Genomic DNA, 16,991 nt, shown 5'->3' on the forward strand with positions numbered 1-16,991 from the left:
CTACGGGATACTGCCGGCGGTGGACAGCGCGGTCCGGCGCACCCGATGGAAGACAGCGGCCAGCTCGGCCGAGAGCGGTAAGTAAGGAGCGTTCGACATGCCCATCGCTTCCCCCGAGACTTACGCGGAGATGCTGGACCGGGCCAAGTCCGGCCGGTTCGCGTACCCGGCGATCAACGTGACGTCCTCGCAGACGCTGAACGCGGCGCTGAAGGGCTTCGCCGACGCGGAGAGCGACGGCATCATCCAGGTCTCCACCGGTGGTGCCGAGTACCTGTCCGGCCCGTCGGTCAAGGACATGGTCACCGGCGCGGTGGCGTTCGCCGCGTACGCCCGCGAGGTGGCCAAGAACTACCCGGTCAACATCGCGCTGCACACCGATCACTGCCCGAAGGACAAGCTGGACAAGTTCGTCCGGCCGCTGATGGGGATCTCCCAGGAGCGGGTGAAGCGCGGCGAGGAGCCGCTCTTCCAGTCGCACATGTGGGACGGCTCGGCCGTGCCGGTGGCGGAGAACATGGAGATCGCCGCGCAGCTCCTCGACGAGGCCGCCAAGGGCAAGATCGTCCTCGAGATCGAGGTCGGCGTGGTCGGTGGCGAGGAGGACGGCGTCGAGAACGCCATCAACGAGAAGCTCTACACCACGGTCGAGGACGGCCTGGCCATGGTGGAGGCGCTCGGCCTCGGCGAGAAGGGCCGCTACATGGCGGCGCTGACCTTCGGCAACGTGCACGGCGTCTACAAGCCGGGCAACGTCAAGCTTCGCCCCGAGGTCCTCGACCACATCCAGATGGCGGTCGGCGCCAAGTACGGCAAGGAGAAGCCGCTCAGCCTGGTCTTCCACGGCGGCTCGGGCTCGCTGCTGTCGGAGATCCGCGAGGCGCTGGACTACGGCGTGGTCAAGATGAACATCGACACCGACACCCAGTACACCTTCACCCGTCCGGTCGCGGACCACATGTTCCGCAACTACGACGGCGTGCTGAAGGTCGACGGCGAGGTCGGCAACAAGAAGATGTACGACCCGCGCGTCTGGGGCAAGGCCGCCGAGGCCGGCATGGCCGCCCGCGTCGTGGAGGCCTGCGAGCACCTGCGCTCGACCGGCACCAAGCTGAAGTAACAGCTGTCAGCACGACGGCCGGCTCCCGGATCGGGAGCCGGCCGTCGGCGTCTCAGGCGGTGAGCACCCGGACGGCCTCCCGGACGTCGTCGGTCAGGTGCACGGTGGTCGACAGGTCACCGAACGGGGACGCCGCGAACAGCGGCCGCAGCAGCGACTCGATCGGCAGCTCCCGGGTCCAGTACGCGCGGTCCAGGAAGACGTACGCCCCGCTCGCCCCGTCGGTGCCGTAGTAGGTCTTCGTCGCCGCCTGGAACACCTCCTGCACGGTGCCCGCCCGGCCGGGCGCGAAGACGATCCCGCCCCGGGCCAGCCGCAGGATCGTGTCCTCCCGGATGGCGTTGGAGAAGTACTTGGCGATCCGCCCGGCGAAGAGGTTCGCCGGTTCGTGCCCGTACAGCCAGGTGGGGATCGCCAGCCCGCCGGAGCGGGCCCAGTCGAGCTCCGGCGCCCGCTGCTGCGGAACGGCCGGCCCGGTCGCGTACCGCTCGCGGACCGCCAGCGCCGCCGCCGTGTAGCGGTCGTGGTCGGTGAAGTCCGGCGCCGCGGCGAGCAGATCGATCGCGGCGGTCAGCTCCTCGGCCGGCCAGCCGGCGAGGAACGCGCCGAGGTTGGCCGCCTCCATCACGCCCGGTCCGCCGCCGGTCACCACCAGCCGGTCGGCCCGCGCCAGCTCCCAACCCAGCACCGCCGCCATCCGGTACGGCACGCTGCCGCGCGGGACGGCGTGCCCGCCCATCACCCCCACCACCGACTGCGGCCCGTGCTCCGCGAGCCAGGACCGGGTGGCGTCGACCAGCGCGTTGTCCACGCCGTGGTCGTGCAGCCGCTGGCCGAGCGCCTCCCGGACGTCCGGCAGCGCGCCGCCGTGCTCGCGGAAGTGCGCGTACACCCGGGTGTCGTACATCCCGGCGAAGCCGCCCTCGGCGAACCCGGCGGCCAGTTCCTCGGGGGTGTAGAGGTGCGACGGCTGGGTCGGGTACGGCAGGCCGGAGAAGGGCGGCACCACGTTCGCCCCGCGCCGGACCAGGTCGGCACCCACCTCCCGGGAGGCGAACCGGCAGCCGACGAAGAGGGTGCCGGCGACCTCGGTGCGGGTCAGGTCGGGGGTCGGGTCCAGGTCGAGGCGGAGCCCCTGCACGGTCAGGCCGGCGAGGCTGCCGGTGGCCAGCCGCCGGTCGAACTCGGCGCGGGTCTCGATCTCGTCGTGGCTGGTGTCGTGCGGCGCGATGACGTCCGCGGGAGGTGGGGTCGGCACCAGGCCATCCTGCCCGGGCCGGGCAATGGCCCAAACCTGCCGGTCCCGGGACCGGGACGACAGGAGCCCGGCGGTCGAAACCACCGGGCTCCTGCGTAACCGGGTCCTGGGGAGGCTCCGGATTAATAGTTGTAATGGAAAACATCTCGCGGCGGCATGGGCCGCAGGCGTGACGGACGCCTCCCCCGTTCAGCCAGCGCGCCGGGCCGATCCTCTCGCGCGCGGTGGGGCGAAGCCGGTTGAATGGGACGATGCAGAACCTGTTGCCTGAGCCACCGGCCACCCTCCTGCCCGCGCACGAAGAGGCCGACGCCACGCTCGCGGCCGCCGCCGAGAAGGGCACCGACGAGGCGTACGCCGAGGTCGCGGCCCGCTTCCCGACCTACAGCGCGGCCTGGGCGGTGCTGGCGACCCGGGCCTTCAACGCCGGCCAGGTCATCCCCGCGTACGCCTACGCCCGCACCGGCTATCACCGGGGCCTGGACCAGCTGCGTCGCAGCGGCTGGAAGGGTCACGGGCCGGTGCCCTGGTCGCACGGCCCCAACCAGGGCTTCCTCCGCTGCCTGTACGTCCTGTCCCGGGCGGCGGGCGAGATCGGCGAGGCGGACGAGGCGGCCCGCTGCGCGCAGTTCCTGCGCGACTGCGACCCGGCCGCCGGGGACGCCCTCGGCAGCGAGTGACCCGTCGCGGCGGCCGGCCCGGCGCTGACCGGGCCGGCCGTCGCGGCTACAGCCCCTCGGCCACCGCGGCGGCGATCTTCAGCCAGGCGTCCCGCGTCGCGGAGGAGAGCCCGCCGTACCGGATCGGCTCCCCGGTGTCGATCAGACGCTCGTACGGCGCGAGCAGCACCGCCCGGGTGCGGGCGGCGAAGTGCTCCTGGATCGCCGGCAGGTCGATCTCCTTGCGGGACGGCGGCATCGACACCACCGTCACCGCCTGCCGGACCAGCCGCTGCCGGCCGCTCTGCTCCAGGTGGTCGAGCATCCGGGCGGCCGTCTCCGCCGAGTCGTTCCGGGCCGACATGGTCACCACCAACTGGTCGGTGGCGTCCATCGCGGCCTGCCAGTTCTGCGCCCGGACGTTGTTCCCGGTGTCCACGAAGATCAGCTTGTAGAACCGGCTGACCACCTCACGGATCTCCGCGAAGGCCGCCGCGGTGAGCATCTCGCCGCCGGTGGCCGACTCGTCCGAGGCGAGCACGTCGAACATCCCCTCGCCCTGCGAGCGGACGTACTGCGACAGGTCACCGATCCGGCCGTGCGCGCCCTGGAACTGCCCGAGGTCGCGCAGCATGTCCCGGACCGTACGGGAGTGGAAGTCCTGCTGGGCGCGCATGCCCAGGGTGCCCTGGGTCTCGTTGTTGTCCCAGGCCAGCACGTACCCGCCGCGCTTCTGACCGAAGGTCATCGCGAGCAGCAGGATGGCCACCGTCTTGCCGGCGCCGCCCTTCGGGTTCACCACGGTCACCTGGCGCAGCCCGCCGAAGTTGCGGCGGACCATCTCGACGTCCCGCTTGATCTCCTGCTCGTGCCGCCCCGGCGGCAGCTTCAGGCCGATCTTGTTGACCACCGCCCGTACCCCCATGGTGGCGACCGGGTCGGCCGGGCGGGCCTGCCGGCGGCGGGCGAAGTCCTCAGCGGTCGGCGCCGATGCGCCGTCCGGCGTCCAGCCCGCGTCCGGGTAGCCGCCCTGCGCCGCCCGCGCCGGCGGCTCCGGGTACGACTGCCGGGGCAGCCCGGCCGGCGGGGTGCCCTCCTGCCAGGACGGCTGGTACCACCCGGCGGGCGGCCCCGGCGGCCCGGGGGTCATCGGCCCGGGCTGCGGCGGGCCGGCGTGCGCAGGCGGCACCGCGAGCGTGGGCCCCGGTGGGTACTCCGTCGGCGGATGCGGGCCGGGCGGCGCCAGCGGCGTGCCCGGCGAGGGCGGGAACGGACCCAGCTTCGGCGCCGGGGGTGTGGGCTCCGCGGGCTGGCCCGGCACCGTTGCGCTGCCGATCGCCTCGTCCCCGAATGCGGCTTCGCCGTGATCGCCCCGCATCGCTGGGTCGCCGCGCATCGCCGGGTCGCTGGCGGCGGCGGAGCGTTGGGGTGGCTGGGCCCACGGCGACTCGCCCTGTCCCCGGGCCGCCTGCGGGATGCTCGCCACGGGTACGACCGGGGTGCCCGGCGCGGTGTGCGGCGGGGGTGCGGTGATGGGCTGGTCCAGGGTGAAGGGCAGGTCGAGGTCGACCGGGGCGGGCTGCCCCACGCGGGGTGCCGGGGCGGTGCGTCCCGGCCGTCCGGCGTTCTCCGCCGGCTCCGGCTCGGCTTGCGGCCAGGCCTTTCCGGACGCTGGGCCCACCGCGGCGTGCCCGGCCGGTAAGCCCGCCTCGGCCACCATTCCGGGTTCGGTCCTGCCGTTGGTCGCTGGGATGCTCGGGCCGGCGGCAGTGCCGCTCACGGTGGAGATGTTCGGGCCGGGTGCGGTGCCGTTGGTGGCCGGGATGCCGGGTCCGGCGAAGGTGCCGTCGGGGGTGGCGTTCGGGTCGGTGGTCGTGTCGCCCGTGGCGGGAGTGTTCGGGCTGTTCGCCGTGCCGTTCGTGGCCAGGGCGCCGTGTCCGGCGAAGCTTTCGTCGGGGGTTGGGCTCGGGTCGGTGGTCGTGTCGCCCGTGGCCGGAGTGGTCGGGCTGTCCGGCGCGCCGCTCGTGGCCGGAATGCCCAGGCCGCTGGTCGTGCCGCTCCCGGTCAAGGCGGTGTCTCCGTCGGTGGCCGCAGCCGCATACCCGGTGACCGGGCCGTCCGGGCCGGTGGCGCCGCCGTTCGTGCCGGCCCCGCCGTTCCCGTTCGCCGCGAACCCCGTCGTGGGCGGGCCGCCGCCAGCCAGGTGTTCGACACCGGCCAGGCCGCGCGCACTCTCCCCACCGACCGGGCCGCCGCCAGCGCTCACCGGGGCGCCGCCAGTGGCGGCACCCTCACCGGCGCTGGTGTCGTGGCCGAGATGGGAGGCGTATTCCTCGCCCGCATCGGCCGGCGTGGCGGGCCAGTCGGGACCGGCCGCGTACGGCGGCATCGGCGGGGCCGGTTCGTCGGCGCGCAGGGACGCCCAGTCGCCGTCCGGCGGGGGTGCCGTCCAGCCGTCGGCGGCGGGGGCGGCGTTGACCTCGGCGGTCAGCGACGGGTACAGCGGTGAGGCCTGGACGCCCCAGGTCGGGGCGGTGTCGGTCGCGTCGGGCGGCCAGAGCGGTTCGATGTCCCGCTCCGGCACCGCATGCGGGCCGGGCAGCCGGCCCCGGTCGGCGTTCTCGTCCACCACGGTTCCTCCCCATTCCTCCTGCCGAGGATAGGCCGTCCCGTTCCGGTCACGGAACGTAGCGGAGCGCCGTTCCGGGTCAGCTCGTCCAGACCGCCCAGGCGCCCGCCTCGGTCCACCAGGACCGCTTGCGGCTCAGTTCGCCCTCCACACCGTCGTCCAGGAAGGGGACCTTCTCGTCCCGGGGGACGACCGCGACCGCCCGGCCCCGGGCCCGGCGGACCTCGAACCGGATCCGCTTCCGGCCGAACGCCTTCCGGGTGACCACCGGCACGGCCACCGCCACCTCGACCACGCCGTCGGTCGGGTCCGGAGCGGTCAGCAGCGGCAGCCCGTCCAGGGACGCGTACCCGCCGGCGTTGCCGATCGCGCAGGCCAGGATCGGGTCCTCGCCGTCGGAGAGCACCGCGTCGTCCACCTCGACCCGGCCGCGCCAGTGCAGCGGGCGCCCCGCGTCGTCGGACGCGCCGAGCAGCGCGCCGTCCAGGGTCACCGAGCCGGCGTCGTTGCGCAGCAGGTCGAGTCGGCGGGCGGTGCCGTCGAGCACCGCGGCGGCCACCGCCGCCGGGTCGCGGGGCAGCCCGAGCTGCGCCGCCAGGTCACTCCGCGTGCCACTCCGGGCGGGGTCGAGCGGGAGTACGCCGATCGGCGGCAGGTCCGGCACCGTGCGGTTGCCGGCCAGCTCGGCCGGGCGGCGGCTGGGCGGTGGGGCGTACCGCCGGACCAGCCGGCGCAGGACGGCGCGCAACTGTGCGTCACTGGCCGTGGCGACGACCAGCCGGGTCTTGGAGTCGGGATCCGGCCAGGTGAGGCCGTCGGGGCGGGCGGGGGCGTCGAGCCGGGCCAGCACCTCGTCGATCTCGGCGTCCGATCGGGCGGTGACGGTCTCCACCCGGGCGCCCCGGGCGGTCAGCGCGTCCGCGCAGGCCAGCACCGGTACGCGCGGCGTCTCGCAGCGCTCCTCGGTCGGCTTCGGCGCTTCCGCGCCGGCAGACTCGGTCGCGCCACCGCAGCAGGCTCCGCCGCTGCCGCAGCCCCCACCGGGAGCGTCCCGCTCCGAGCCGAGGGTGAGCAGCACCACGTCGTACACTCCGAGCCTCCTGCCTCTCGACGCGACCCCTGCCGGTCCCGCCGTCACTACTTGTTAGCCTGACACCCCGGGCTCGCCAACCGGTCGCCACCTGGCACCCGAGCCTTCTGGAGGCGGAAGAGATGCCAGCGATCGTGCTCATCGGCGCTCAGTGGGGCGACGAGGGCAAGGGCAAGGTTACCGACCTGCTGGGTGAGCGGGTCGACTACGTCGTGCGCTACTCCGGCGGCAACAACGCCGGTCACACGGTGATCACTCCGGACGGGCAGAAGTACGCGCTGCACCTGATGCCGTCCGGGGCGCTCTCGCCGAGCGCGATGATCGTCATCGGCAACGGCGTGGTGGTCGACCCGAAGGTGCTGCTCGCCGAGATCGACGGGCTCGCCGAGCGCGGCGTGGACGTCTCCCGGCTGCGCATCTCCGGCGACGCCCACCTGATCATGCCGCACCACCGGGCGCTGGACCGGGTGGTCGAGCGCTACCTCGGTAGCTCGCGGATCGGCACCACCGGGCGGGGCATCGGCCCGGCGTACGGCGACAAGGTCGCCCGGATGGGCATCCGGCTCCAGGACCTGCTCGACCCGGGCATCCTGCGCAAGAAGCTGGAACTCGCGTTGCGCGAGAAGAACCAACTGCTGTTCAAGATCTACAACCGCAAGGCGATCGACGTCGACGCGACGATCGAGGAGTACCTCCAGTACGCGGAGCGCCTCCGGCCGTACATCGCCGAGACCCGGGTGATGCTCTGGGACGCGCTGGACCGCGGCGAGACGGTGCTGCTGGAGGGCGCTCAGGCCACCATGCTCGACATGGACCACGGCACCTACCCCTTCGTGACCTCGTCGAACCCGACGGCCGGCGGGGCGTGCGTGGGCGCGGGCATCCCGCCGACGGCGATCAACCGGGTGATCGCGGTGAGCAAGGCGTACACCACCCGGGTGGGCGCGGGGCCGTTCCCGACCGAGCTGTTCGACGACAACGGCCGGCACCTGGTCAAGATCGGCCATGAGTACGGCACCACCACCGGCCGGGAGCGCCGCGCCGGCTGGTTCGACGCGGTCGTCGCCCGGTACGCCTGCCGCCTCAACGGCGTCACGGACCTGGTCGTCACCAAGCTCGACGTGCTCACCGGCATGGCGAAGGTGCCGATCTGCGTCGGGTACGAGATCAACGGCGAGCGCTTCGACGACATGCCGATGACCCAGACCGACTTCCACCACGCCACGCCGATCTACGAAGAGCTCGACGGCTGGTGGGAAGACATCACCAAGGCGAGAACCGAGTCCGACCTCCCCGAAAACGCCCGCCGCTACATCGCCAGGATCGAAGAGATCACCGGCACCCGCGTCAGCGTGGTGGGAGTAGGCCCCGGCCGCGAAGAAAACGTAGTCCGCCACCCCCTCCTCCCCTAACCCCCCGGGCCTCCACCCGGCCGCGCTGGCTGCGCCTCGGTGATCAAGAGGTTTGCGTCAAGTTCGGGCCGAATCCGGACGCAAACTTCTTGATCACCGGCACAGCTGAGGTGGTTGTCCACAGGGTTGGGGCGGTTGTCCACAGGGGGTCGTCTGTGGGGGTGGGCGGGGGCAGGCTGGGTGGGTGGGTGAGTTCGGCGCGTTGCGGCACGGCGGGGTGGTGACCGTCGCCCAGGCGTTGACCGCCGGTTACAGCCGGGATCAGATTCGGCACCTGTGCCGGTCAGGTCGGTGGCTTCGGGTGGCGCGTGGGTGCTTCGTGCCGGCATCCGAGGTGAGCGGGGATGCGCTGCGCCAGGCCCGCATCCGGGCGGCGGTCACGAGTCTCGGCGCCGGCGCGTTCGCCGTGCTCGACACCGCCGCCGAGTTGCACCGCATCGGCGGCCTCAGGCCGACTTCGGCCATCCACGTCTCGGTGCCGGTGGACCGTCCGCGCCCTCAACGTCCCACCGACCCGGCTCTGGTGGTGCACCAGTTGACCGTCGGCCGGGGCGACACCTGCCGGGTCGCCGGTGTGCCCGCCACCACCCCGCTGCGGACGCTTGCCGACGTCATCCTCCGGGCGGACCGCTATGCCGCCGTGAGTGCGCTGGACTGCGGGCTGCACCGGCAGCTGGTCACCGGTGCCGACCTCTCGTCGATCCCCGCTCTGATCGCGGGTCGTCGGGGCGCCGTCGCGGCCAGGAGTCACCTGGCGGAGGCGGACGGACGGGCGCAGTCGCCGCTGGAGACGCGGACCCGGCTGCGGTGTGTCGATGGTGGGGTCCCGCCCGACGCGCTCCAGTTGGAGGTACGCGACCACGACGGCTATCTGCTCGGTATCGGCGACCTCGGCTGGCGAGCCGCACGCCTGATCGCCGAGGCAGACGGCCACGACCCGCACCGCACACCGCAGGCGGTCTACGAGGACCGGACGAGGCAGAACCGCCTGATCAACGCCGGTTGGCGGATCCTCCGCTTCACCTGGTCCGACACCCTCCGCCCCGACTACATCCCCTACACCGTGAAGGCCGCCCTCCGCGCCCCCTGACCCACCCACCCACCCACCCGCCCACCGGTCCCGGCGGTCAGGTACCCCTTGTCGACCAAGAAGTTTCGGTCTCCGAAGGGCCGTATTGAGACGCAAACTTCTTGATCAACAGGGGTGGGGGTGGGGGTCGGTAGGATCGCCGGCGTGCGGGTTCTTCTTGTGGGTGGTGGGGGGCGGGAGCATGCGCTCGCGCTGGGGTTGGTCGGCGACCCGAGTGTCGAGGGGGTGATCGCGGCGCCGGGGAATCCGGGGATCGCCGGCATCGCCGAGCTGCGCGACGTGGCGGCCGCGGACCCGGAGGCCGTGGCGGCGCTCGCGGTCGAGGTGCAGGCCGATCTGGTGGTGATCGGGCCGGAGGCGCCGCTGGTCGCCGGGGTCGCGGACGCGGTGCGGGCCAAGGGCATCGCGGCGTTCGGCCCGTCGGCCGAGGCGGCTCGGCTGGAGGGTTCCAAGACCTTCGCCAAGGAGATCATGACGGCGGCCGGCGTGCCGACCGCGCGCGCCCACACCTGCACGGACGCCGAGAGCACCGCCCGGGCCCTGGACGATTTCGGTGCACCGTACGTGGTGAAGAACGACGGGCTGGCCGCCGGCAAGGGCGTCGTCGTCACCGAGGACCGGGACGCCGCGCTGACGCACGCGCAGGAGTGCGGCCGGGTCGTCGTCGAGGAGTACCTCGCCGGGCCCGAGGTCTCGCTCTTCGTGGTCACCGACGGCGAGGCGGCGCTGCCGCTGCTCCCGGCGCAGGACTTCAAGCGGGTCGGCGACAGCGACAGCGGCCCGAACACCGGCGGCATGGGCGCGTACGCGCCGCTGCCCTGGGCGCCGCCCGGCCTGGTCGACGAGGTGATGCGCGACGTCGTGCACCCGACGCTGGCGGAGATGCGCCGCCGGGGCACCCCGTTCGCCGGGTTGCTCTACGTGGGCCTGGCGCTGACCGCCGCCGGCCCCCGGGTGATCGAGTTCAACGCCCGCTTCGGCGACCCGGAGACCCAGGTGGTCCTCGCCCTGCTGGAGACCCCACTGGCCGGGCTGCTGCACGCCGCGGCCACCGGCACGCTGGCCGCGCACCCGGCGCTGCGCTGGCGCGACGGCGCCGCCGTCACGGTCGTGGTCGCCGCCGACGGCTACCCCGCGTCCCCGCGTACCGGTGATGTGATCACCGGCGCGGACCGCGCCGGTATCATCCACGCCGGCACCCGCCGGGCCGCGGACGGCGCGTTGCTCTCCGCCGGGGGCCGGGTCCTCTGCGGTACGGCCACCGGTCCGGACCTCGCCGCCGCGCGGGACGCCGCCTACGCCCTGGTACGCGGCGTCGAGCTGGCCGGCTCGCACCACCGCACCGACATCGCCGCCGCCGCGGTCGACGGTCGGATCGCCGTTCCCGACTGACGGGCAACCTCCGGCACCGCAACCTCCGTTTGAACGGTGAGGTGAGGAGGTGGCGGGATTGCCTGCCGACATCGAGGGCTACCGCGAGTACGTCGCGGCGCGCCTGGAACCGCTGCGCCGGACGGCGTACCTGCTCTGCGGCGACTGGCACACGGCCGACGACCTGGTGTCGACGGCGCTGGTCAGGCTGCTGCGGCACTGGCGACGGGTGTCCGCCATGGACAGCCCGGACGCATACGTCCGACGGATCCTGCTGCGGGTCTGGCTCGACGAGCGACGCCGGCCCTGGCGGCGGGAGGCCGCCTGGGCCGAGGTGCCGGACCGCCCGGTCCGCGCGACCACCGAGGGTTCCGTGGACCGGCTCACGATCCTCGCCCTCCTCGCCGAGCTGCCGCCGCGCCGCCGCGCGGTGCTCGTGCTGCGCTACTTCTGCGACCTCTCGGTCGAGGACACCGCGCGCGAGCTGGGCTGCACCCCGGGGACCGTGAAGAGCCAGTCCGCGCGGGGAATCGAGGCGTTGCGGGGTCGTCTCGTCGCCGCGCCGACCAGTCGGGAGGCACGTACCGATGGATGAGATCTCGCGCGAGCTGCGCGTCGCGGTGGCCGACGCGCCCCCCAGCCGGATCGACGTCGACCAGCTGATCGCCGCCGACCGGCAGCGTCGCCGGCACCGGACCTGGGTGTGGAGCGGCACCGGGGTGGCCGCGGCCGTTGCCGTGGCGGTCGTGACGCCGGTGCTGATCGCCGGGGGGCCGGCGCCCCGGACGGCCCTGCCTCCGGCGATCGGCTCGCCCACCGCCGGCCCCGCCACCGCCGTGAAGCTCTGCACCGGCGTGACACCGAAGCCCACCGGGCCGCAGCCGCCCCTGCAGTCGTACGGCACGGTGCGCCCCCGGCCGACGGAGGAGCCCGCCGCCGGCGTGGCCCGACTGACGGCGGCGCTGCGGGACGGACTACGTACCCGGCTACCCGCCGGGGTACGCCTCGACCCGGCCCAGAAGGGCTGCACCGAGCCGCAGTTCCAGTACCACCCCAGCTACCGGGAGTACGAGGTCGGCGCCACGGTCCGGCGGGGGAAGGAGAGCGGCTTCTTCCTGCTCCGGGTGGCGCCGACCCCCCGGGAGGAGTCGACCCCGGACTGCGCGCGGGCGATGAACTCCGAGGACTGCCGGATCGTCCGGTTCCCGGACGGCTCGACGGCCATGCTCAGCAGGTTGGAGGCGGAGCGGGGGCAGTGGCAGTTCTGGGCGTTCGTGGCCCGGCCGGACGGGACCTCGGTGCTGGCCATCACCAACAACTTCCGCAGCCAGCCGGTCGGCAACCAGATGCAGACCTCGACGACGGCCGACACGCCGCTGCTCACCATGGACCAACTCGTCGAGATCACCCGGGCCCCCGGCCTGACCCTCTACCCCTGAGCGACCCCGGGGGTCGCGCCGCCCGCGCGGCCCCCGGCCCCGGCGCTCAAGGGCGGCCCTGAAACGGTCAGCCGTAGTAGCGGCGCAGTTCCCGGGTCAGCACCTTGCCGGTGGCGTTGCGCGGCAGGTACTTCACGAAGATCACGTCCCGGGGTACGGAGAACCGGGCCAGGTAGTGCCGGACGTACTCGCGGACCGCCTCGGGGTCGAGCACCTCGCCGGGGTGCAGGCCGAGGAAGGCGGCGAGCCGCTGCCCGTACTCCGGGTCGGGTACGCCGATCACGGCGGCCTCGCGGACCTGGGGGAGGCGGGCCAGCAGATCCTCCACCTCGGACGGGAAGACGTTCTCCCCACCGGAGACGATCATGTCGTCGGCGCGGCCGTCGACGAAGAGCAGTCCGTCGGCGTTGATCCGGCCGAGGTCGCCGGTGTCCAGCAGCCCGTCGTGGGTCTCCCGCCGCGCTCCCGAGGTGTAGCCCTCGAAGAGCATCTCGTTGCCCACGAAGATCCGCCCGACCCGCCCGTCGGGCACCGGCTGGCCGTCGTCGTCCAGGATCTCCAGCCGGGTGCCGTGCGGCGGCCGGCCGGCGGTGGTGGGCGCCTCGCGCAGGTCGGCGGGGCCGGCGATGGAGGCCGAGGAGACCTCCGTGGAGCCGTACAGGTTGTAGACCACGTCGCCGTAGACGTCCATGAAGCGGGGCGCCAGCCCGCCGGGCAGCGCCGAACCGCTGACCGCGACCACCTTCAGCGGCGGCCGCGGGTCCGGCGGCGGCACGTCGAGCAGTCGCTGCACCATCACGGGTACGGCGAAGAGCACCTGGCACCGGTGGGCCACGAGCGCGGCCAGCGTGGCGGCCGGGTCGAAGCGGCGGTGCAGCACGATGGTGGCGCGCAGAGCGAAGGCGAACTGGAGGGCCGAGTACCCCCAGGTGTGGAAGAGCGGCGCGGCGATCATCACGGTGTCCCGGGTGTGCAGCGGGATCCGGTCGATGATGGACACCAGCGGACCGAAGCCGTTGGGAGTGGGCCGACGGGCACCCTTGGGCGCGCCGGTGGTGCCGGAGGTGAGCACGATTGTCCGCCCGTCGCGCTCGGGCGGTTGCAGGTCGCCGGGGAGCGCGCCGGCGATCAGCTCGTCGAGGCCGCGCTCGTCCACCCGGTGCACCTCGGCGGGGAGGCCGAGGATCCGGTCGGCGAACTCGTCGTCGTGGACCAGCACCCGTAGCCGCTGCTCCTCGGTCACGGTGGCCAGTTGCGCGGCGGAGAGTCCACTGTTGACCAGCACCGCGTCGGCGCCGAGCACGGTGGCGGCGACGACCGCCTCGATCAGCCCGTGGTGGTTGCGGCAGAGCACCCCGACCCGGTCGCCGGCCTGTACGCCGAGCCCGGTCCGCATCGCCCGGGCCAGCCGTTCGGCCCGGTCGAGCAGCTCCTGGTAGGTCAGTTCGGTGCCCTGCTCGTCGATGACGGCGGTCCGGCCCGGGTCGCGGGCGGCGGCCTGGCGCAGCTCGCCGGCGAGGCTCCAACCCCACTTGCGCAGCGCCTGGAGCTGGGAGGCGACCCGGATCGGCCGGCCCGGGGTGAGCAGCCCCCGCCGGGTCAGCGTGGCCACGACGAACGGCAGGTCCATGTGGCGGCCTCCTTCGGGGGTGCGGTGAAGGGCCCCCGTGGGGGCCCTTCACCCGGACGTCACCTTTCGATCATGCACCGGATGCCTCCGTGAGCCCAACCGGTGCGAGCAGTTGCCAACTGGTGGACACCCGGCAGTGGCGGACGCCACCACCGACGGTGACGGGTCAGCGGATCTGCATGCCGGAGATCGCGCGGGAGATGACCAGCCGCTGGATCTCCGAGGTGCCCTCGAAGATGGTGTAGATCTTGGCGTCCCGGTACCACCGCTCGACCGGGTGGTCGCGCAGGAAGCCCGCGCCGCCGAGCAGCTGCACCGCCCGGTCGGTCACCGCGACGGCCACCTCGCCGGCCTTGAGCTTGGACATCGAGCCCTCGCCGGCGGTGAAGGGGCGGTTGTTGCGGCCCATCCAGGAGGCCCGCCAGACCAGCAGCCGGGCGGCGTCGATCTCCATCTTCATGTCGGCCAGCGCGAACGCGACCGCCTGGTTCTCGATGATCGGCCGTCCGAACTGGACTCTTTCCTTCGCGTAGTCCAGGGCGTACTCGTAGGCGGCCCGGGCCACGCCGAGCGCCTGCGCGCCGACGGTGGGCCGGGACAGCTCGAAGGTGCGCATCGCGGCCTGGCCGGAGGCCTTCCGGCCGGAGCGGGCCCGGTCGAGTCGTTCCAGCAGGGCCTCCCGGCCGCCGAGCAGGCAGCGCCCGGGCACGCGTACGTCGTCCAGGAAGACGTCGGCGGTGTGCGACGCGCGCAGCCCCAGCTTGCGCAGCTTGCGGGTCGCGTTCAGCCCGGCGGTCCCCGGCGGTACGACGAACGCCGCCTGCCCGCGCGAGCCCAGCTCCGGCTCGACCGAGGCGGTGACCACGTGCACCCCGGCGATCCCGCCGTTGGTGGCGTACGCCTTCTGCCCGCGCAGCACCCACTCGTCGGTGGCCTCGTCGTAGACCGCCCGGGTACGCATCGCGCCGACGTCGGAGCCGGCCTCCGGCTCGCTGGTGCAGAACGCGGCGACGGCGGGCTGGTCGACGTCGCCGAAGCACTGCGGCACCCATTCGACCATCTGATCGGGGGTGCCCGCGCCGTAGATGGCGGCGACCGCGAGGCCGGTGCCGAAGATGCTCAGGCCGATGCCCGCGTCACCCCAGAAGAGTTCCTCGCTGGCGATCGGCAGGGAGAGGCCGGTGGGGTCGGCCCAGCAGGTGGCGAGGAACTCGAAGCCGTAGAGGCCGACCTTCGCCGCTTCCTGGATGACCGGCCAGGGAGTCTCCTCCCGGGCGTCCCACTCGGCCGCGGCCGGGCGCACGACCTCGGCGGCGAAGCCGTGCACCCAGTCGCGTAGATCCCGCTGTTCCTCGTTCAGGTCGAGCGAGAACTCGGCCATGTCAGGACTTCGGGATGTCGAACAGGTTGGCGATGTTGGCCGCCAGGCCCAGGTCGCCCTTGGCCTTGAGCTTGCCGGTCATGAACATCATCACCGGGTTGGCGCCACCGGAGACGATCTTCAGGAACTCGACCGGGCCCATGGTGAGGCTGAGCTTCGGGTCGTGCTGCGGGGTCTCGTTGACGGTGCAGGTGCCGTCGGCGATGGCGACCTCGTAGGTGTCGGTGCCACCGTCGGGCCGGCCGGTGATGTTCCAGTGGATGACCGCGTTGGTGGAACCGGCCCGGTCGGCGCGGAACAGCTGCGGCATCCGGCCGAAGACCTCGCTGAGGATCTTGCCGCGCAGGTCGCCGGACATCACCTCGGCGATCTTGTCGTCGGGGGTGGACTTGACCAGCTGCGCGAACTCCTTGGGGCCGACGTTGGCGAAGTTGGCCGGGTCGAAGTCAGTCATGGGGGAATGCACCTCTCGGGCGGGCCGACTTTGGTTACTCGGGCGTAACCTTACGCACGAGTAGGTATGCTCGCAAGGGTGTCCAGCACACCCACGTTCAAGCGCCTGCCCCGGGCCGTACGCGAGCAGCAGATGCTCGACGCGGCGGTCAAGGTCTTCTCCCGGCGCGGCTTCCACGCCGCCAGCATGGACGAGATCGCAGAGGACGCCGGCATCTCCAAGCCGATGGTCTACGCCTACCTCGGCACCAAGGAGGAGCTCTTCGTCGCCTGCCTGCACCGCGAGGGCACCCGGATGATGGAGGCGATCGCCGGGGCCGCCGCCCCGGACCTGCCCGCCGACGAGCGGCTCTGGCGCGGGCTGCGCGCCTTCTTCGGCTTCGTCGGGGCGCACCGGGACGGCTGGGCGGTGCTCTACCGGCAGGCCCGGGGCTCGCAGCCGTTCGCCGCGGAGTTGGCCACGATGCGCGCCCGGCTGGTCGAGGTGGTCGCCGGGATGCTCGACCACGCGCTGCGCGCCGATGGGCGCGAGGTGAGCGAGACCGACCTGGAGGTCGTCGCGTACGCCCTGGTCGGCGCGACCGAGTCGCTGGCCGACTGGCTCGCCGACCACCCCGAGGCCGACCCGGAGAAGACCGCCACCCGGATGATGAACGTCGCCTGGCTCGGCGCCGGCCAACTGCTGGGCGGCGCCACCTGGCGACCCCCGGCGGCCTGACGGCCACGCCAGGAAGCGACGGTCAGCGGCGGGCGAGGGCGCGGCGGCGGGCGCGGCGGCGGGCGCGGCGGCTGGCGCGGCGGCGCAGCCAACGGGCCGACTCCACCAGCCCGGTGACGGCGAGGGAGAGGCCGACGCCGGCGAGCAGGGCCTTGACCGGGTCGCGCTCGAAGGCCAGGCCGCCGAAGTAGCCCAGCAGGGCGCAGTAGGTTCCCCAGGTGCTGGTCGCGAAGGCGTCGAAGAGCAGGAAGCAGCGCAGCGGGTAGCGGACCGCGCCCATGGTCAGGGTCACCGCGGTGCGGCCGCCGGGCACGTACCGGGAGGTCATCAGGATCATCCCGCCGCGCCGGTGCACGGCCCGGCGGGCCCACTCGGAGCCGGTCCGGCGGCGGCTCTCCGCCGGGAGCCGGGCCAGCCGGTGGGCACCGCCACCCCGGCCGATGCCGTAGGAGATGTGGTCACCGACGAGCGCCCCGAGCGCGGCGGTCACGATCACCGCCACGATGTTCGGCTCACCGCCGGCGGCGAAGACCCCGGCGGTGATCACCACGGTCTCGCCGGGCACTGCCGGGAAGAACGCGTCGACCGCGGTGACCACGATGATCACCAGGTACACCCACGGCGAGGTGACCGTGTGGTGGAGCAGGTCGAGCACGGACTCCATGCCCTCATGCTCCGGGCTCGACCACCGCCCCGGGCCGAGTCGGCGGATCAGGCCACCGCCGACCGCCGCGGCGCCAG

15 protein-coding genes are annotated in these 16,991 nt (G+C 73.4%); 8 read left to right on the top strand and 7 right to left on the bottom strand.

Translation table 11 applies throughout. The features are described 5' to 3' along the window. The first annotated feature begins 97 nt into the window (after window positions 1–97). Complete coding sequence (gene fbaA, locus ACTWM8_RS00895) at window positions 98–1,120, top strand: class II fructose-bisphosphate aldolase (RefSeq protein WP_179802580.1); 1,023 nt, start codon at window positions 98–100, stop codon at window positions 1,118–1,120. 52 nt (window positions 1,121–1,172) lie between these two features. On the opposite strand, the gene ACTWM8_RS00900 is transcribed toward fbaA, so the two are convergent. After that, window positions 1,173–2,378: an LOG family protein gene (locus ACTWM8_RS00900; protein ID WP_446212120.1), complete on the bottom strand. Its 1,206-nt coding sequence runs from the start codon at window positions 2,376–2,378 to the stop codon at window positions 1,173–1,175. A gap of 251 nt (window positions 2,379–2,629) precedes the next feature. On the opposite strand from ACTWM8_RS00900, the gene ACTWM8_RS00905 reads away from it, so the two are divergent. Continuing rightward, on the top strand, window positions 2,630–3,058 hold the full coding sequence (locus ACTWM8_RS00905) for a DUF3151 domain-containing protein (protein ID WP_357611112.1): 429 nt from the start codon (window positions 2,630–2,632) through the stop codon (window positions 3,056–3,058). A 46-nt stretch (window positions 3,059–3,104) separates the two neighbouring features. Here the strand turns inward: ACTWM8_RS00905 and ACTWM8_RS00910 are convergent, their stop codons facing one another. Continuing rightward, on the bottom strand, window positions 3,105–5,669 hold the full coding sequence (locus tag ACTWM8_RS00910) for a chromosome partitioning protein (protein WP_446212121.1): 2,565 nt from the start codon (window positions 5,667–5,669) through the stop codon (window positions 3,105–3,107). Window positions 5,670–5,745: 76 nt separating this feature from the next. Further along, window positions 5,746–6,756: a hypothetical protein gene (locus tag ACTWM8_RS00915; protein ID WP_446212122.1), complete on the bottom strand. Its 1,011-nt coding sequence runs from the start codon at window positions 6,754–6,756 to the stop codon at window positions 5,746–5,748. Window positions 6,757–6,878: 122 nt separating this feature from the next. On the opposite strand from ACTWM8_RS00915, the gene ACTWM8_RS00920 reads away from it, so the two are divergent. From ACTWM8_RS00920 to ACTWM8_RS00940, 5 genes are all read left to right on the top strand, one after another. Next, window positions 6,879–8,168, top strand: a complete 1,290-nt coding sequence (locus ACTWM8_RS00920; protein WP_446212123.1) for an adenylosuccinate synthase — start codon at window positions 6,879–6,881, stop codon at window positions 8,166–8,168. A 184-nt stretch (window positions 8,169–8,352) separates the two neighbouring features. Beyond that, the gene (locus ACTWM8_RS00925; RefSeq protein ID WP_446212124.1) at window positions 8,353–9,258 is read left to right on the top strand and encodes a type IV toxin-antitoxin system AbiEi family antitoxin domain-containing protein; all 906 of its coding nucleotides are present in this window, start codon (window positions 8,353–8,355) and stop codon (window positions 9,256–9,258) included. 144 nt (window positions 9,259–9,402) lie between these two features. Next, on the top strand, window positions 9,403–10,650 hold the full coding sequence (gene purD / locus ACTWM8_RS00930) for a phosphoribosylamine--glycine ligase (RefSeq protein ID WP_446212125.1): 1,248 nt from the start codon (window positions 9,403–9,405) through the stop codon (window positions 10,648–10,650). Between the two features lie 49 nt (window positions 10,651–10,699). Further along, a complete protein-coding gene (locus ACTWM8_RS00935) occupies window positions 10,700–11,224 on the top strand; it encodes a SigE family RNA polymerase sigma factor (protein WP_446212126.1) in 525 nt (174 codons plus the stop codon). Then, the gene (locus tag ACTWM8_RS00940) at window positions 11,217–12,068 is read left to right on the top strand and encodes a hypothetical protein (protein ID WP_446212127.1); all 852 of its coding nucleotides are present in this window, start codon (window positions 11,217–11,219) and stop codon (window positions 12,066–12,068) included. The genes ACTWM8_RS00935 and ACTWM8_RS00940 overlap by 8 nt, the downstream gene beginning before the upstream one ends. A gap of 67 nt (window positions 12,069–12,135) precedes the next feature. Here the strand turns inward: ACTWM8_RS00940 and ACTWM8_RS00945 are convergent, their stop codons facing one another. The 3 genes from ACTWM8_RS00945 to ACTWM8_RS00955 all read right to left on the bottom strand — a co-directional run bounded on the left by ACTWM8_RS00945 (window position 12,136) and on the right by ACTWM8_RS00955 (window position 15,533). After that, window positions 12,136–13,698, bottom strand: coding sequence for an AMP-binding protein (locus ACTWM8_RS00945; protein WP_446212128.1), 1,563 nt, complete (start codon window positions 13,696–13,698; stop codon window positions 12,136–12,138). A gap of 166 nt (window positions 13,699–13,864) precedes the next feature. Further along, window positions 13,865–15,079, bottom strand: a complete 1,215-nt coding sequence (locus tag ACTWM8_RS00950) for an acyl-CoA dehydrogenase family protein (protein ID WP_446212129.1) — start codon at window positions 15,077–15,079, stop codon at window positions 13,865–13,867. A gap of 1 nt (window position 15,080) precedes the next feature. Next, a complete protein-coding gene (locus ACTWM8_RS00955) occupies window positions 15,081–15,533 on the bottom strand; it encodes an SCP2 sterol-binding domain-containing protein (RefSeq protein ID WP_179802590.1) in 453 nt (150 codons plus the stop codon). A gap of 78 nt (window positions 15,534–15,611) precedes the next feature. Here ACTWM8_RS00955 and ACTWM8_RS00960 point away from each other — a divergent pair, with 78 nt between their 5' ends. Beyond that, complete coding sequence (locus ACTWM8_RS00960) at window positions 15,612–16,250, top strand: TetR/AcrR family transcriptional regulator (protein ID WP_446212130.1); 639 nt, start codon at window positions 15,612–15,614, stop codon at window positions 16,248–16,250. Between the two features lie 22 nt (window positions 16,251–16,272). Here ACTWM8_RS00960 and ACTWM8_RS00965 read toward each other — a convergent pair whose 3' ends face one another. Beyond that, window positions 16,273–16,914, bottom strand: coding sequence for a DedA family protein (locus tag ACTWM8_RS00965; RefSeq protein WP_446212131.1), 642 nt, complete (start codon window positions 16,912–16,914; stop codon window positions 16,273–16,275). Window positions 16,915–16,991 lie beyond the last annotated feature (77 nt).

Source organism: Micromonospora sp. IBSANI012 (assembly GCF_052814045.1).

Bases quoted from the DNA above. Each gene is read 5' to 3' on its own strand.
- fbaA (WP_179802580.1), top strand. From the start codon at position 98: ATGCCCATCGCTTCCCCCGAGACTTACGCGGAGATGCTGGACCGGGCC.
- ACTWM8_RS00905 (WP_357611112.1), top strand. From the start codon at position 2,630: ATGCAGAACCTGTTGCCTGAGCCACCGGCCACCCTCCTGCCCGCGCAC.
- ACTWM8_RS00920 (WP_446212123.1), top strand. From the start codon at position 6,879: ATGCCAGCGATCGTGCTCATCGGCGCTCAGTGGGGCGACGAGGGCAAG.
- ACTWM8_RS00940 (WP_446212127.1), top strand. From the start codon at position 11,217: ATGGATGAGATCTCGCGCGAGCTGCGCGTCGCGGTGGCCGACGCGCCC.
- ACTWM8_RS00945 (WP_446212128.1), bottom strand. From the start codon at position 13,698: ATGGACCTGCCGTTCGTCGTGGCCACGCTGACCCGGCGGGGGCTGCTC.
- ACTWM8_RS00950 (WP_446212129.1), bottom strand. From the start codon at position 15,079: ATGGCCGAGTTCTCGCTCGACCTGAACGAGGAACAGCGGGATCTACGC.
- ACTWM8_RS00955 (WP_179802590.1), bottom strand. From the start codon at position 15,533: ATGACTGACTTCGACCCGGCCAACTTCGCCAACGTCGGCCCCAAGGAG.
- ACTWM8_RS00965 (WP_446212131.1), bottom strand. From the start codon at position 16,914: ATGGAGTCCGTGCTCGACCTGCTCCACCACACGGTCACCTCGCCGTGG.